This window comes from Micropruina glycogenica (genome assembly GCF_900289045.1).
Lineage (GTDB): Bacteria > Actinomycetota > Actinomycetes > Propionibacteriales > Propionibacteriaceae > Micropruina > Micropruina glycogenica.
Genome location: NZ_LT985188.1, coordinates 417177 through 431328 on the forward strand (window position 1 = coordinate 417177; position 14152 = coordinate 431328).

Genomic DNA, 14152 nt, shown 5'->3' on the forward strand with positions numbered 1-14152 from the left:
TACTTTCGAAACACGAGTTCGAAGAAAAGAGAGAAACCACGTGTTGGACGTGAACTTCTACGACGAGCTGCGCATCGGGCTTGCCACCGCGGACCAGATCCGCGAATGGAGCCACGGCGAGGTCAAGAAGCCCGAGACGATCAACTACCGCACGCTCAAGCCCGAGCGTGACGGCCTGTTCTGCGAGAAGATCTTCGGCCCCACCCGCGACTGGGAGTGCTACTGCGGCAAGTACAAGCGGGTGCGCTTCAAGGGCATCATCTGCGAGCGCTGTGGCGTCGAGGTCACCCGCAGCAACGTGCGCCGCGAGCGCATGGGCCACATCGAGCTCGCCGCCCCGGTCACCCACATCTGGTACTTCAAGGGTGTGCCGAGCCGGCTCGGCTACCTGCTCGACATCGCGCCGAAGGACCTCGAGAAGGTCATCTACTTCGCCGCGTACATGATCACCATGGTCGACACCGACGCACGCCATCGCGATCTGCCCTCGTTGGAGGCCAAGGTCGAGGTCGAGCGCAAGCAGCTCGAGTCGCGTCGCGACAACGACGTGAACGCGCGCATGGCCAAGCTCGAGGAGGACCTGGCTCAGCTCGAGAGCGAGGGCGCCAAGGCCGACATCAAGAAGAAGGTGCGCGACGGCGCCGAGCGCGAGCTCAAGGCCGTCCGCGACCGGGCGCAGCGTGAGATCGACCGTCTCGACGCGGTGTGGCAGCGGTTCAAGAACCTCAAGGTGCAAGACCTCGAGGGCGACGAGATTCTCTACCGTGAGATGAAGACGCGCTTCGGCAAGTACTTCGAGGGCTACATGGGTGCCGAGGCGATCAAGAACCGCCTGGCCACCTTCGACCTGCAGGCCGAGTCCGAGTTGCTGCGCGAGATCATCGCCACCGGTAAGGGCCAGCGCAAGACCCGCGCGCTGAAGCGGCTCAAGGTCGTCTCGGCGTTCCTGAACACCACCAACAGCCCCTCGGGCATGGTGCTCGACGCCGTGCCGGTGATTCCGCCGGATCTGCGGCCGATGGTGCAGTTGGACGGTGGCCGCTTCGCAACCTCGGACCTCAACGACTTGTACCGCCGGGTGATCAACCGCAACAACCGGCTCAAGCGACTGCTCGACCTCGGCGCGCCCGAGATCATCGTGAACAACGAGAAGCGCATGCTGCAGGAGGCTGTCGACAGCCTCTTCGACAACGGCCGCCGCGGCCGTCCGGTCACCGGGCCGGGCAACCGTCCGCTCAAGTCGATCTCGGACATGCTGAAGGGCAAGCAGGGCCGGTTCCGCCAGAACCTGCTGGGCAAGCGCGTCGACTACTCGGGCCGTTCGGTCATCGTGGTCGGCCCGCAGCTCAAGCTGCACCAGTGCGGCCTGCCCAAGGCGATGGCGCTGGAGCTGTTCAAGCCGTTCGTGATGAAGCGGCTCGACGACCTGAGCCTGGCGCAGAACATCAAGAGCGCCAAGCGCATGGTTGACCGCCAGCGTCCGGTGGTGTGGGACGTGCTCGAAGAGGTCATCTCCGAGCACCCGGTGCTGCTCAACCGTGCACCCACCCTGCACCGTCTGGGTATTCAGGCGTTCGAGCCGCAACTGATCGAGGGCAAGGCGATTCAGATCCACCCGCTGGTCTGCACCGCCTTCAACGCCGACTTCGACGGCGACCAGATGGCCGTGCACCTGCCGCTTTCGGCTGAGGCGCAGGCCGAGGCTCGCATCCTGATGCTGTCGACGAACAACATCTTGAAGCCGGCGGACGGTCGTCCGGTGACCATGCCGACCCAGGACATGGTGATTGGGCACTACTTCCTCACCCTCGAGCAGCAGGGCAAGCCGGGGTCCGGACGGGTGTTCGGCTCGGTGTCCGAGGCGATCATGGCGTTCGACCGTGGCGACCTGGCGATCGGTGCGCCGATCACTCTGAGGCTGCGCGACATCGTGCCGCCCGAGGGGCAGGAACTGCGCGCCGACGGGTCGATCATGTTGAAGACCACGCTGGGCCGCGCCCTGTTCAACGAGGCGCTGCCGACCGACTACGCGTTCGTCAACGTCGAAGTGGGCAAGAAGAAGCTGGGCCAGATCGTCAACGACCTGGCCGAGCGCTACCCCAAGATCGAGGTCGCGGCCACCCTTGACCGGCTCAAGGACCTGGGCTTCCGCTGGGCCACCCGCTCGGGTGTGACGGTGTCGATCTCCGACGTCCAGACCCCGCCGACCAAGCCCGAGATCCTGGCCGGCTACGAGGCCAAGGCCGCCAAGATCACCAAGCAGTACGAGCGCGGCAAGGTCACCGACGAGGAGCGCCACCAGGAGCTGGTGCAGCTGTGGACCGACGCCACCGCGGAGTTGACCGCGGCGATGGAGGCCAACTTCACCCGTGACAACCCGATCTTCATGATGGTGCACTCCGGCGCGCGAGGGAACATGACCCAGATGCGCCAGATCGCCGCCATGCGAGGTCTGGTGGCCAACCCGAAGGGCGAGATCATCGCCCGGCCGATCAAGTCGAACTTCCGTGAGGGCTTGAGCGTGCTGGAGTACTTCATCTCCACCCACGGTGGCCGTAAGGGCCAGGCCGATACGGCGCTGCGCACCGCCGACTCGGGTTACCTGACCCGGCGCCTGGTGGACGTGAGCCAGGACGTCATCATCCGCGAGGAGGACTGCGGCACCGAGCGCGGCCTCACCAAGGTGATCGCCGAAGAGGGTCGGGGAGGCAAGCTGGTTGCGGCCGGCAACGTCGAGACGGCCGTCTACGCCCGCACGCTGGCCACCGACGTGACCAACGCCGACGGCAAGGTGCTGGTGAAGGCCGGGGTCGACCTGGGCGACGTCAACATTCGCAAGCTGCTCAAGAACGGCATCACCGAGGTGAAGGTGCGTTCGGTGCTGACCTGTGAGGCGGCGTCCGGTACCTGCGCGATGTGCTACGGCCGTGCGTTGGCCACCGGCAAGTTGGTCGATGTCGGCGAGGCGGTCGGTATCGTCGCGGCGCAGTCGATCGGCGAGCCCGGCACGCAGCTCACCATGCGTACCTTCCACACCGGTGGTGTGGCCGGTGACGACATCACGCAGGGTCTGCCCCGTGTGGTGGAGTTGTTCGAGGCCCGTCAGCCCAAGGGCAAGGCCCCGATCGCCGAGGCCGCCGGCCGCATTCGCATCGAGGACGGCGAGCGCAACCGCAAGCTGGTCATCGTGCGCGACGACGGCGAAGAGGACGTGGAGTACCTGCTGCCGCGGCGCGTGCGCCTCGACTGGGAGGACAACACCGGGGTTCGGCACTCGATCGTCGACGGCGATCACATCGCCGCCGGTGCGCAGCTCTACGCCGGTACCCCTGATCCTCAGGACGTGCTGCGGGTGAGCGGCCTGCGCAAGGTGCAGGAGCACCTGGTCGAAGAGGTGCAGGCCGTGTACGCCACCCAGGGGGCGCCGATTCACGACAAGCACATCGAGATCATCATTCGGCAGATGCTGCGCCGAATCACGGTGATCGAGTCGGGTGACACCTCGATGCTGCCCGGTGAGCTGGTCGACCGGAACACCTTCGAGACCCAGAACCGCCAGATGGTCACCGAGGGTCGCATGCCGGCCCAGGGCCGTCCGGTGCTGATGGGCATCACGAAGGCGTCGCTGGCGACCGAGTCGTGGTTGTCTGCGGCCTCGTTCCAAGAGACCACCAAGGTGCTCACCGACGCGGCGATCCACGCCAAGTCCGACAGCCTGGTGGGCCTGAAGGAGAACGTGATCCTGGGCAAGCTGATCCCGGCCGGCACCGGCCTGGAGCGGTACCGCAACATTCGGGTCGAGCCCACCGCGGAGGCCCGCGCCGCCGCGTACGAGTTCAGCTACGACCCGTACGACTACGACATGGCCGGTTCGGGCATGGCGGTGTCGTTGGACGAGTTCGACATCGGCGACCTGCGCTGAACTGATTGACGAGGCGGGCGGCTCCTTCGGGAGCCGCCCGTTTCGGCTTTGTCGGTGGGCCGGCGGGCACCTGGGTACGGTCAATCCTCCGCTCGGCGCTGTGCCTCCAGCGCGTCCGCCACCTTGAGACGCCCGCGACGGTTCCCGAGGTGCGCCGGCCCAGGACGTGGGCGATCTCGAGATCGCTGCCTACTTTCGGCCTGGCCGCACGCTCTCGTGTTGCAGGGCGACATCGTGCGGCGAGGGTGAAAGCGGTGAGCGATCTGGAGATCGCCGAATCATGAGTCGCCGCCTATAGTGCTGTCCGTGACCCGGGCGCTGGTGAGTCGTGGCTGGCTCGTCGCAGCGCCACTCTGGGTGGTCGCCGCGGGCGCGCTGCTGGGCGGCGCACGCATGGGGTTGGTGGGACTGGCTACGCGGACTGATCACGGTGCTAGCCGTGCTGGTCGGCCTCGGCGTGCTGGTGGCCCGCTGGTACAGCATCGCCTTCTTCACCAGCAGGGGATTCTGGCTGCCCGATGAAGGTGCCGGGCGGTGGAAAGACGTGATCGACCGCCACGACTTGGCCCTGACACTGCGTACCAGCACGCGGTGGGGCTCTGATGTCACGTCGACTTCCATCGGCTCGCGCGGTGGCCCCGGGCGGGGCCTCATTGGAAGAGAAACTGCCCGAAGAGCTGCCCGGCCACGCCGCTGCCATCCCTCATCCCGAGCACGTGGAACGGGTGGGGGCTTGGACGGACCGATTGCTGCAGGCATTGTCGGGCCACCGAGAGCAACCGGCCACCGCTCGCCACTGGCTGAAGCCGACCGAGGAGTTGCCGGCACATGTGCTCCAGGTCGTCTTCGCACCTACGCCTGGCGCGGCCAGTGTGGAGCTGTTGGTCGGCGGTGAGGATGAGCGGCCGGTGATCAGGGTCGACGGCAACTTTTGCGCGTGGCCGGAGGGTGAGGACGACGACTTCGAGTCCAAGACGTTCGAGCAAGCCGTGCTGGACGAGAGCGTCGCCGTCCTTGATGCACTGCTCGGTGACGTTCCCCGTGAGCCGTTGCGGGCTTGGCGGATCGCGGACGCCGACGGGCGGTGGCGGGAGTTCTATGCGCGCAAGCTTAGCTTCTGACGAGCTGCTCGCCCGGCTGAGTTGGTGCCGACAACCGCGAGCAATGAGCGTGAAATGCGGAGTGGAGAGGTCTCTCGACCAGCACGTTGACGACCTGGACGGGTGACCGGATCCATCGCTCGGCCTAGGGTGGGGGCATGAAGATCGTTGCGCACAGCGACCACGCCGCGGTGGCCATTCGCCAGGAGATGATCGAGCAGGCCCGCGCCATGGGCCACGAGGTGGACGACCTGGGGCCGGCCGAGGGCGAGAGCGTCGACTACCCCTACGCCGGGGCCGTGGTGGGGCACAAGGTGGCCTCGGGGGAGTACGACCTGGGCCTGCTGGCCTGCGGCACCGGGGTCGGCATCTCGATGGCGGCCAACAAGGTGCCGGGGGCACGCGCGGTGGTGTGCTCCGAGCCGTACACCGCCAGGTTGTCGCGTGAGCACAACGCGTCCAACATCGTGTCGGTGGGGGCCCGGGTGGTGGGCCCGGGGGAGGCCCGCATGATCGTCGAGGCGTTCCTGGGTGCCGAGCCAGCCGGTGGACGGCACGCCGAGCGGGTCAAGATGATCAACGCCCTCGACGACCCGTCGCTCGACCTGGACGCCCTGTACCAGATGGGTCCGGCCGCGCATTCCGGGTGAAGGTGAGACGGGGCGCCCTCAGCTGCCGTCGGGGTAGCCGCCGCGGTGCGAGATGACCGGGTGGTGCGGAAGCGTGTCCGGGCGGGGCAGCCTGGCCCGCCAGCAGTCGGGGGGAGCGGTCAGGTCGAGCGCGTCGGTGATCGGTTCCAGTGCCCGTCGAAGTGCGTCATCCTCGACCTCCGGTGCGCGCACCTACTGCTCGTAGGCCGCCCGGCCCTCGGTGGTCAGGACGACGGTCTTCCCCGTGCCCGCGCCGGTGACCTGCGCCAAGCCCTGCATGGTGAGCCACGTGGTCATCACGGCCAGCGTCTCCTTGCCGACCCCGGTGAGCCTCGGTAGGTCGCGGACGGGGACCGGCCCGGCACCCAGGGCCGCACCGGGTAGGCCGCGTACGACAGCGCCAGCGGGTTCGTCGCCTCGTAGGCAAGGGTGCGGTGGACGAGCGCCTTGGCCAGCAGCGCGGCCAGGTCGCGGGGCCGTCCGGGCGGCTCGGTCGCCGACCCAGCCTCGAGGCTCAGCCGGCCGCCGCCTGCCGCGTTGTCGGGCAGGGCGGCGCCGATCGCGTCAACGGCGGCTTCGAGTACCCACGAGCCAGGGCCCGCGTCCAGGCCTGCCGTCCCGCCGATCCTGAGACGTCACGTGTGGAACCGCGGACTCGAACTCGTTGTCGGCCTCGATGGTGAAGGCGACCAGCGCCCACGACAGAAGCGTCGACAGCGGCGCACGGCTCACCGGCCCAGGCTATGCGCCGGTGGGGACGGTGACCACGGGGACGGTGTGAACGCAACTCACAGAACGCAACTCGGAACCGTCCCCACGTTCACCGGCCGGCCGACCGAACCCGGCGCTTCGTCTTGCCTCACGTCAAGATGTCCGCGGGTGATTGGCGCGTGCCTCATATGAAATGTCCGGATGGTTAGGCGGCGGGGCGGGTGCCGAGGGTGCGTGCTTTGGCTAGGTCGATGAGTTGTTGCTGGATGTGGTTGATGCCTCGGGTGATGCGTGCTGGGTTGAGCTTGTCGTGTTCGGCTGCGAGCCGGGCACGGGTCGCGGGGTCGGGCGGGCCGGTGTCGAGGAGCCGCTGGTAGGGGGTTTTGGGTTTGTCGTAGACACGCTTCTTGCGGCCGCTGCGGGTCTGGGTCCAGTCGACGGCTTTGACGCAGGGCAGCAGGTGGTTCTTGCGGGCCATGACCAGGTCCCAGAGTTGGTTGAGCAGGGCGAGTTCGGTGTCGGTTTCGTAGCGGTAGCGGAAGGCGTGGCGGCGGACCCAGTCGCCGTTGCGTTGCTCGATGTGGGCGTTGTCGTTGTGGTGGTAGGGCCGGCCGCGGGTGATCGGGATGTGGTGGTCGTCGCACCAGGCGATCACGGACCAGTTCATGAACTCGGAGCCGTTGTCGAAGTCCATGCCGGCGATCGGGAGGGGTGCCAGTTTGGCGATCCATTCCAGGCCGGCGTGGACGTGCACGAACGCGTTGTTGCGGATGCTGCGCAGCATGGTCCAGCCGGTCACCGGATCGGTTGCTGACAAGGTGCGAAGGAACTCGCCTTGGAGTGTGTGGCCGCAGTGAGCGACAGTGTCCAACTCCAGAAACCCGGGCACGGTGATCGGGTCGTCGGTCGCGGTGCGCAGCGGGATCGAGGACCGCAGGATGTGCGAGGGTCGGGTGCTGGACAGGCCGGCGGCGGGGTAGCCGGCAGCCTTGTGCGGTTTCAGGTAACGGTCGATCGTGGCTGCCGACATCGACCTTAGTTCGTCGATCACCGTGTCGCTGACCCGGTCGGCGACCTTGCCGAGCTCACGGTCTCGAACCAGCCGACACAGGGTGTCCTCCATCACCACGGCCAGGTACTTGCCCGATGGTTGACCGGCCAGCCGCCACACCTCCTGCAACACGATCAGCGCATCGTAGGAGTACTTGCGTGGGCGTGGTTTCCGCTGCTGGTCGCGGGCCGCGCCCTTGCGGGTGGCCGCGGCCCGGATCGCTCGGCGGGCGTGATCGCGGGTCCAGCCCGTCGACGCCACTAGCGCGTCGAGGATACGGCTCTTCTCAGCTCTGTCCGCCTTCGCGTATTCGCGGGCGAACTTCTTGGTCACATCACGGCGCGACGCCATCGACAACTCCCTGCTCACAGGGCCAGGGAACCCCAACAGCTAGGCGGACATCCTCATGTGAGGCACGCGCTGCCCTTCCCGGACCTTTTACGTGAGTCAAGTCGCGCTTTTGCGATCGAGGCCGCCAAACGGTAATCTTGGTGGTTGTGTTCGGGCGACCGAACCATCATGTGTGCCCGACCCTACGTTTGCGTCTGCGTCGGAGCGACACCCAAGAAGCGAAACAGCGTTCGCACGAACGTGCCTCTCAACACGACGGAAAGTGATACCAGCCGGTGCCCACTATTCAGCAGCTGGTCCGCAAGGGCCGCACTGACAAGGTCAGCAAGAACAAGACGCCCGCGCTCAAGGGTTCCCCGCAGCGCCGCGGCGTGTGCACGCGTGTGTACACCACCACCCCCAAGAAGCCGAACTCGGCGCTGCGCAAGGTCGCTCGCGTGCGGCTCAGCTCGGGTGTCGAGGTCACCGCGTACATTCCCGGTGTCGGTCACAATCTGCAGGAACACTCCATGGTGCTGGTGCGCGGCGGTCGTGTGAAAGACCTGCCGGGCGTGCGTTACAAGATCATTCGCGGCTCGCTCGACACCCAGGGTGTCAAGAACCGCAAGCAGGCTCGCAGCCGCTACGGCGCGAAGAAGGAGAAGTAATGCCTCGCAAGGGGCCCGCCCCGAAGCGCCCGGTCGTCGTCGACCCGGTCTACGGTTCGCCGCTGGTTTCCCAGCTGGTCAGCAAGATCCTGCTGGACGGCAAGAAGACCACCGCTCAGAGCATCGTCTACGGCGCGCTGGAGGGCACCCGGGCCAAGACCGGCGTCGACCCCGTGCAGACGCTGAAGAAGGCGCTCGACAACATTCGTCCGGCGCTCGAGGTGAAGAGCCGCCGGGTCGGCGGCGCCACCTACCAGGTGCCGGTCGAGGTCAAGCCGGCCCGCGCCACCACGCTCGCCATGCGCTGGCTGGTCAGCTTCTCGCGAGCTCGTCGCGAGAAGACCATGACCGATCGTCTGATGAACGAGCTGCTGGACGCCTCGAACGGCCTGGGTGCCTCGGTGAAGCGCCGCGAAGACACGCACAAGATGGCGGAGGCCAACCGCGCCTTCGCCCACTACCGCTGGTGATCTGAGGCTCTCCACCCGGGCGATCCCCGGGGAGAGCTTCACGCCTGCCCGCCCACAACTGCAACACAGACTCGAGGAGCCCCTACCGTGGCTATCAACGTGAACATCGACCTGGCCAAGGTGCGCAACATCGGCATCATGGCCCACATCGACGCGGGCAAGACCACCACCACCGAGCGCATCCTGTTCTACACCGGCATCAACTACAAGATCGGTGAGGTGCACGACGGCGCCGCCACCATGGACTGGATGGAGCAGGAGCAGGAGCGCGGCATCACCATCACCTCGGCCGCGACCACCTGTTTCTGGAAAGACCACCAGATCAACATCATCGACACCCCCGGGCACGTCGACTTCACCGTCGAGGTGGAGCGTTCGCTGCGCGTGCTCGACGGCGCCGTGGCGGTGTTCGACGGCGTGGCCGGCGTCGAGCCGCAGTCGCAGACGGTGTGGCGGCAGGCCACCAAGTACGGCGTTCCGCGCATCTGCTACGTGAACAAGCTCGACCGCACCGGTGCGTCCTTCGACTACTGCGTCAAGACGATCAAGGAGCGGCTGAACGCCACCACCGCGGTGCTGCAGCTGCCGATCGGCGCCGAGGCCAACTTTCTGGGCGTTGTCGACCTGGTCGGCATGCGGGCCCTGACCTGGCGCGGCGAGACCGCGATCGGTGAAGACTACGAGGTCGAAGAGATTCCGGCCGACATGGCCGACGCCGCCGCCGAGGCGCGCGAAGAACTCATCAACGTGCTCGCCGACCACGACGACGACTTCGCCGAGCTGTACCTCGAAGACGAAGACGCGATCACCGCGGCCGACATCAAGGCCGCCGTTCGCCGCGCCGTGCTGGCCAACAAGATCACCGCGGTGATCTGCGGCACCTCGTTCAAGAACAAGGGCGTGCAGCCGATGCTGGACGCCGTGGTCGACTACCTGCCGAGCCCCCTCGACATTCCCGCCATCGACGGCTTCAAGCCCGGCGACGAAGAGACCGTGATCGAACGGCACCCGAGCAACGACGACCCGCTGAGCGTGCTGGCGTTCAAGATCGCCGCCGACCCGCACCTGGGCAAGCTGACCTTCGTTCGGGTCTACTCCGGTGTGCTCAAGGCCGGAACCCAGGTGCTGAACAGCACCAAGGGCCGCAAAGAGCGCATCGGCAAGATCTACCAGATGCACGCCAACAAGCGTGAAGAGATCGAGTCGATCGGCGCGGGCATGATCTGCGCGGTGATGGGCCTGAAGGACACCACCACCGGCGACACCCTGTGCGATCCGCAGAACCCGGTGGTGCTGGAGTCCATGGACTTCCCCAACCCGGTCATCGAGCAGGCCATCGAGCCCAAGTCGAAGTCCGACCAGGAGCGGCTGTCGACCGCCATTCAGCGGCTGGCCGAGGAAGATCCGACCTTCCGGGTGCACACCGACGAAGAGACCGGCCAGACCATCATCGCCGGCATGGGCGAGCTGCACCTCGAGATCCTGATCGACCGCATGAAGCGCGAGTTCCGGGTCGAGGCCAACATCGGCAAGCCGCAGGTGGCCTACCGCGAGACTCTGCGTCGTCCGGTTGAGAAGATCGAGTACACCCACAAGAAGCAGTCGGGTGGCTCGGGTCAGTACGCCAAGGTGATCATCAACCTGGAGCCGATGGAGTCGGGTTCGGGCTACGCCTTCGACAACGCCGTGACCGGCGGCCGCATCCCCAAGGAATACATTCCCGCGGTCGACAAGGGCGTGCAGGAGGCGATGGCCTTCGGCCCGCTGGCCGGTTACCCGATCGAAGACATCAAGGTCACCCTGGTCGACGGCGCCTACCACGACGTCGACTCCTCGGAACTGGCGTTCAAGATCGCCGGTTCGATGGTCTTCAAAGAGGCTGCGCGCAAGGCCGACCCGGCCCTGCTCGAGCCGCTGATGGCCGTCGAGGTGACCACTCCCGAGGACTACCTCGGCACGGTGATCGGCGACATCAACAGCCGTCGTGGCCACGTGCAGGGCATGGAGGAGGTGCACGGCAACCAGGTCGTGCGCGCGCTGGTGCCGCTGAGCGAGATGTTCGGCTACGTCGGCGACCTGCGTTCGAAGACCTCGGGCCAGGCGTCGTACTCGATGGAGTTCAGCCAGTACGGCGAGACCCCGAAGAGCGTCGCCGAAGAGATCATCGCGAAGGGTCGCGGCGGAGCCTGAGTTTGACTCCACCGCGACCGTAGACAAGACTTGGTAAGGTTCGTGCCCCATGTGGGGCCGACCGTGACCAGGGATCATACAACCCCAACCACAGACGCCGCGCGAACCGCGCGTGGCGACATCATGAAGGAGCCTCAGTGGCAAAGGCCAAGTTCGAGCGGACCAAGCCGCACTGCAACATCGGCACCATCGGGCACATCGACCACGGCAAGACCACTCTGACCGCGGCGATCACCAAGGTGCTGCACGACAAGTACCCGGAGTTGAACGCCGTTTCGGCATTCGATCAGATCGACAAGGCGCCCGAAGAGCGCCAGCGCGGCATCACGATTTCGATCGCGCACGTCGAGTACCAGACCGAGGCTCGTCACTACGCGCACGTCGACTGCCCCGGGCACGCCGACTACGTGAAGAACATGATCACCGGCGCTGCTCAGATGGACGGTGCGATCCTGGTCGTGGCCGCCACCGACGGCCCGATGCCGCAGACCCGTGAGCACGTGCTGCTCGCTCGTCAGGTCGGCGTGCCGGCGATCGTCGTCGCGCTGAACAAGTGCGACATGGTCGACGACGAAGAGCTCATCGAGCTCGTCGAGATGGAGGTCCGCGAGCTGCTGGACGCCCAGGAGTTCGACGGCGACAACGCTCCCGTCGTGCGCGTGGCCGCCTTCCCGGCCATGCAGGGTGACGCCAAGTGGAGCGAGTCGATCCTCGAGCTCATGAACGCGGTGGACGAGTACATTCCGCAGCCCGAGCGCGAGACCGACAAGCCGTTCCTGATGCCGATCGAGGACGTGTTCACCATCACCGGTCGTGGCACCGTGGTGACCGGCCGTATCGAGCGCGGCATCGTCAAGACCGGCGAGACCGTCGACATCATCGGCATCGCCGACAAGAAGCAGTCGACCACCATCACCGGTGTGGAGATGTTCCGCAAGATCCTCGACGAGGGTCGCGCGGGCGAGAACGTCGGCCTGCTGCTGCGCGGCACCAAGAAGGACGACGTCGAGCGCGGCATGGTTGTGATCAAGCCGGGTTCGACCACCCCGCACACCGACTTCGAGGCCAACGTGTACGTGTTGACCAAGGAGGAGGGTGGCCGTCACAAGCCGTTCTTCAGCAACTACAGCCCGCAGTTCTACTTCCGCACCACCGACGTGACCGGTGTGGTTCAGCTGCCCGAGGGCACCGACATGGTGATGCCCGGTGACAACACCGACATGACCGTGCACCTGAACAAGCCGATCGCCATGGAGGACGGCCTCAAGTTCGCCATTCGCGAAGGCGGCCGCACCGTGGGCGCCGGCCGCGTGACGAAGATCATCAAGTGATCTGAGCAACGCACCGCAGTAGTGTCACCAGGACCTCCGCTTTCGGGCGGGGGTCCTGGTGCTTTTATCGGCACCGTGTACTACAATCTGTCGTAGATGATGCATCAACCACTTGTCAATGAATGACAGGTCAGGGATGTTGGATCATCTTGTGTGGTGACAGAATCGATCACCACAACCTGACCTATACGTGCAGCAAAGACCCAAGGAGTGCATCCCATGTCCAAGTCAGCCGGCGCAGCGAAACTGGTCGGAATCATCAGCATCATCTTTGGAATCGTCGCCTTCCTGGGCGGCGTCGTCACCTGGGCCACCGTCACCAGCCAGCTGGCGGCCGAGAACATCACCGTGCCCGCCGATTCTCCGCTGGTTCCCGGTGCCAAGGTGCAGGACCCGATCAGCGCCTACGCCCAGGCCCAGATCATCAATCACCACGCGCTCACCGCGAGCCAGGGCAAGACCTACGCCGAACTGGGCGCCATGATCACCGAGGCCCGCAACGCCGGTGACAATGCCACGGTCGAGAAGCTGACCGCCACCCGCACCACGCTCATGAACGCCTCGTTCTTGAGGGCGTCGCTGTTCACCTCGGTGGTCGCCTACGGCGTCGCGCTGCTGGTGATGGGCCTGGGTATCATGCTCGCCCTGCTGGGCTGGGCGTTCATGTCACTGGCGCCGGCCAAGGCCACGGACGCCCGGGCTCAGGCGAGTGCCGACGAGGCTGCAGCAGCCTGACCCGAGCCCGCCCTGAGCGGGCAACCCGAGAAAGGTCATCGGGGGAACTCCACCCCGGTGACCTTTTCCGTTGCCTGCCACAGCGCGGTCAGGGCTGCCGCCGAGCGAGCCTGTCGGGGCAGGGGCGCCCGGCCCACCGGGCCGGCCACGCCGAACATGCCGATCGGGCCGTAGTACCCACCGGCGGCGGCCTGCCGGCTCGCTGCACAGAACACCACCGGCTGGGCGCCGTCGCCCGCCGACTGCATCACGCGGGTCGCGCCGCCGAGTAACTGCGGCACCCCCCGGTCGCCGCCGGGCATCATGCCGGTGACCGCCCAGCCCGGATGAGCCGCGTGGGCGTTGAGGCCCCAGTCGCCGGCGGTGCTGTGGCGCTGCAGTTCGCGAGCGAACATGATCATCGCCAGCTTGCTGTTGGCGTAGGCCTGCGCCCGCGACCAGCGACGCTCGAGATCGAGGTCGTCGAAGCGTAGCCGTCCGGCGCGGGCAGCGATCGAACCCAGGGTGACCACTCGGGCGCGACTGGCGGCGCGCAGCGAGTCGACCAGCAGGGCGGTGAGCACGAAATGCCCGAAGTAGTTGGTGGCCATGACCAACTCGTGATTCTGCGGGGTGACCTCGCGCCTGCGAGTGCCACCGATGCCCGCGTTCAGCACCAGCATGTCGATGCGCCGGCCGACGTAGGCGTCGGCGAAGGTGCGCACCGCTTCGAGGTCGGCGGTGTCGAGTCGGGCGACCGTATGCGTGCCCTCAGGGTGCTCGGCGCGCAACTGCTCGGCGACCTGTTCGCCCTTGTCTGGGTTGCGAACCGCCAGCACCACATCTGCACCGGCCAGGCCCAGGGCGCGGGCGGTGGCACGTCCGATACCGCTGCTGGCCCCGGTGACGATCGCGAGCCGTCCCTTGCGCGACGGAATGGTCAGGGGGGTCAGTCGGTCTTTCATGGCTCACGAGCCTATTGGCTGGCACCCTCGGCCGATGGGCGACACCCGCT

General features: G+C 66.5%; 11 protein-coding genes. 8 read left to right on the plus strand and 3 right to left on the minus strand.

The features are described 5' to 3' along the window. Window positions 1-40: 40 nt before the first annotated feature. The 3 genes from MPLG2_RS01865 to rpiB all read left to right on the plus strand — a co-directional run bounded on the left by MPLG2_RS01865 (window position 41) and on the right by rpiB (window position 5672). Window positions 41-3922, plus strand: a complete 3882-nt coding sequence (locus MPLG2_RS01865; protein WP_105184673.1) for a DNA-directed RNA polymerase subunit beta' — start codon at window positions 41-43, stop codon at window positions 3920-3922. 653 nt (window positions 3923-4575) lie between these two features. After that, window positions 4576-5043 (plus strand): hypothetical protein, encoded by a 468-nt coding sequence (locus tag MPLG2_RS01870; protein WP_158680788.1) that lies wholly within the window; start codon window positions 4576-4578, stop codon window positions 5041-5043. Between the two features lie 137 nt (window positions 5044-5180). Next, window positions 5181-5672 carry a ribose 5-phosphate isomerase B gene (gene rpiB / locus MPLG2_RS01875; RefSeq protein WP_105184675.1) on the plus strand — a complete coding sequence of 164 codons (492 nt, stop codon included), beginning with the start codon at window positions 5181-5183 and terminating at the stop codon, window positions 5670-5672. Window positions 5673-5690: 18 nt separating this feature from the next. Here rpiB and MPLG2_RS18220 read toward each other — a convergent pair whose 3' ends face one another. Together MPLG2_RS18220 and MPLG2_RS01880 are read right to left on the minus strand one after the other, a co-directional pair. Next, the gene (locus MPLG2_RS18220) at window positions 5691-5864 is read right to left on the minus strand and encodes a hypothetical protein (RefSeq protein WP_158680789.1); all 174 of its coding nucleotides are present in this window, start codon (window positions 5862-5864) and stop codon (window positions 5691-5693) included. A 724-nt stretch (window positions 5865-6588) separates the two neighbouring features. Further along, on the minus strand, window positions 6589-7785 hold the full coding sequence (locus tag MPLG2_RS01880) for a DDE-type integrase/transposase/recombinase (protein ID WP_173909589.1): 1197 nt from the start codon (window positions 7783-7785) through the stop codon (window positions 6589-6591). Between the two features lie 275 nt (window positions 7786-8060). Between MPLG2_RS01880 and rpsL the strand changes: the two genes are divergently transcribed. The 5 genes from rpsL to MPLG2_RS01905 all read left to right on the plus strand — a co-directional run bounded on the left by rpsL (window position 8061) and on the right by MPLG2_RS01905 (window position 13158). Continuing rightward, window positions 8061-8432, plus strand: a complete 372-nt coding sequence (gene rpsL / locus MPLG2_RS01885; protein WP_020488528.1) for a 30S ribosomal protein S12 — start codon at window positions 8061-8063, stop codon at window positions 8430-8432. Further along, window positions 8432-8902: a 30S ribosomal protein S7 gene (rpsG, locus tag MPLG2_RS01890; RefSeq protein WP_105184676.1), complete on the plus strand. Its 471-nt coding sequence runs from the start codon at window positions 8432-8434 to the stop codon at window positions 8900-8902. The genes rpsL and rpsG overlap by 1 nt, the downstream gene beginning before the upstream one ends. A gap of 99 nt (window positions 8903-9001) precedes the next feature. Further along, entirely contained in the window at window positions 9002-11092 is a 2091-nt protein-coding gene (fusA, locus tag MPLG2_RS01895) for an elongation factor G (protein WP_408632055.1), read from the plus strand. A gap of 137 nt (window positions 11093-11229) precedes the next feature. Next, window positions 11230-12423 (plus strand): elongation factor Tu, encoded by a 1194-nt coding sequence (tuf, locus tag MPLG2_RS01900; RefSeq protein ID WP_105184678.1) that lies wholly within the window; start codon window positions 11230-11232, stop codon window positions 12421-12423. A 219-nt stretch (window positions 12424-12642) separates the two neighbouring features. Next, on the plus strand, window positions 12643-13158 hold the full coding sequence (locus MPLG2_RS01905; protein WP_105187412.1) for an aromatic ring-opening dioxygenase LigA: 516 nt from the start codon (window positions 12643-12645) through the stop codon (window positions 13156-13158). Window positions 13159-13193: 35 nt separating this feature from the next. On the opposite strand, the gene MPLG2_RS01910 is transcribed toward MPLG2_RS01905, so the two are convergent. Further along, window positions 13194-14102 carry an SDR family NAD(P)-dependent oxidoreductase gene (locus tag MPLG2_RS01910; protein ID WP_105184679.1) on the minus strand — a complete coding sequence of 303 codons (909 nt, stop codon included), beginning with the start codon at window positions 14100-14102 and terminating at the stop codon, window positions 13194-13196. Window positions 14103-14152 lie beyond the last annotated feature (50 nt).

Coding starts and splice junctions, on each gene's coding strand:
- rpiB (WP_105184675.1), top strand. CDS start 5,181: ATGAAGATCGTTGCGCACAGCGACCACGCCGCGGTGGCCATTCGCCAG.
- MPLG2_RS01880 (WP_173909589.1), bottom strand. CDS start 7,785: ATGGCGTCGCGCCGTGATGTGACCAAGAAGTTCGCCCGCGAATACGCG.
- rpsG (WP_105184676.1), top strand. CDS start 8,432: ATGCCTCGCAAGGGGCCCGCCCCGAAGCGCCCGGTCGTCGTCGACCCG.
- MPLG2_RS01905 (WP_105187412.1), top strand. CDS start 12,643: ATGTCCAAGTCAGCCGGCGCAGCGAAACTGGTCGGAATCATCAGCATC.
- MPLG2_RS01910 (WP_105184679.1), bottom strand. CDS start 14,102: ATGAAAGACCGACTGACCCCCCTGACCATTCCGTCGCGCAAGGGACGG.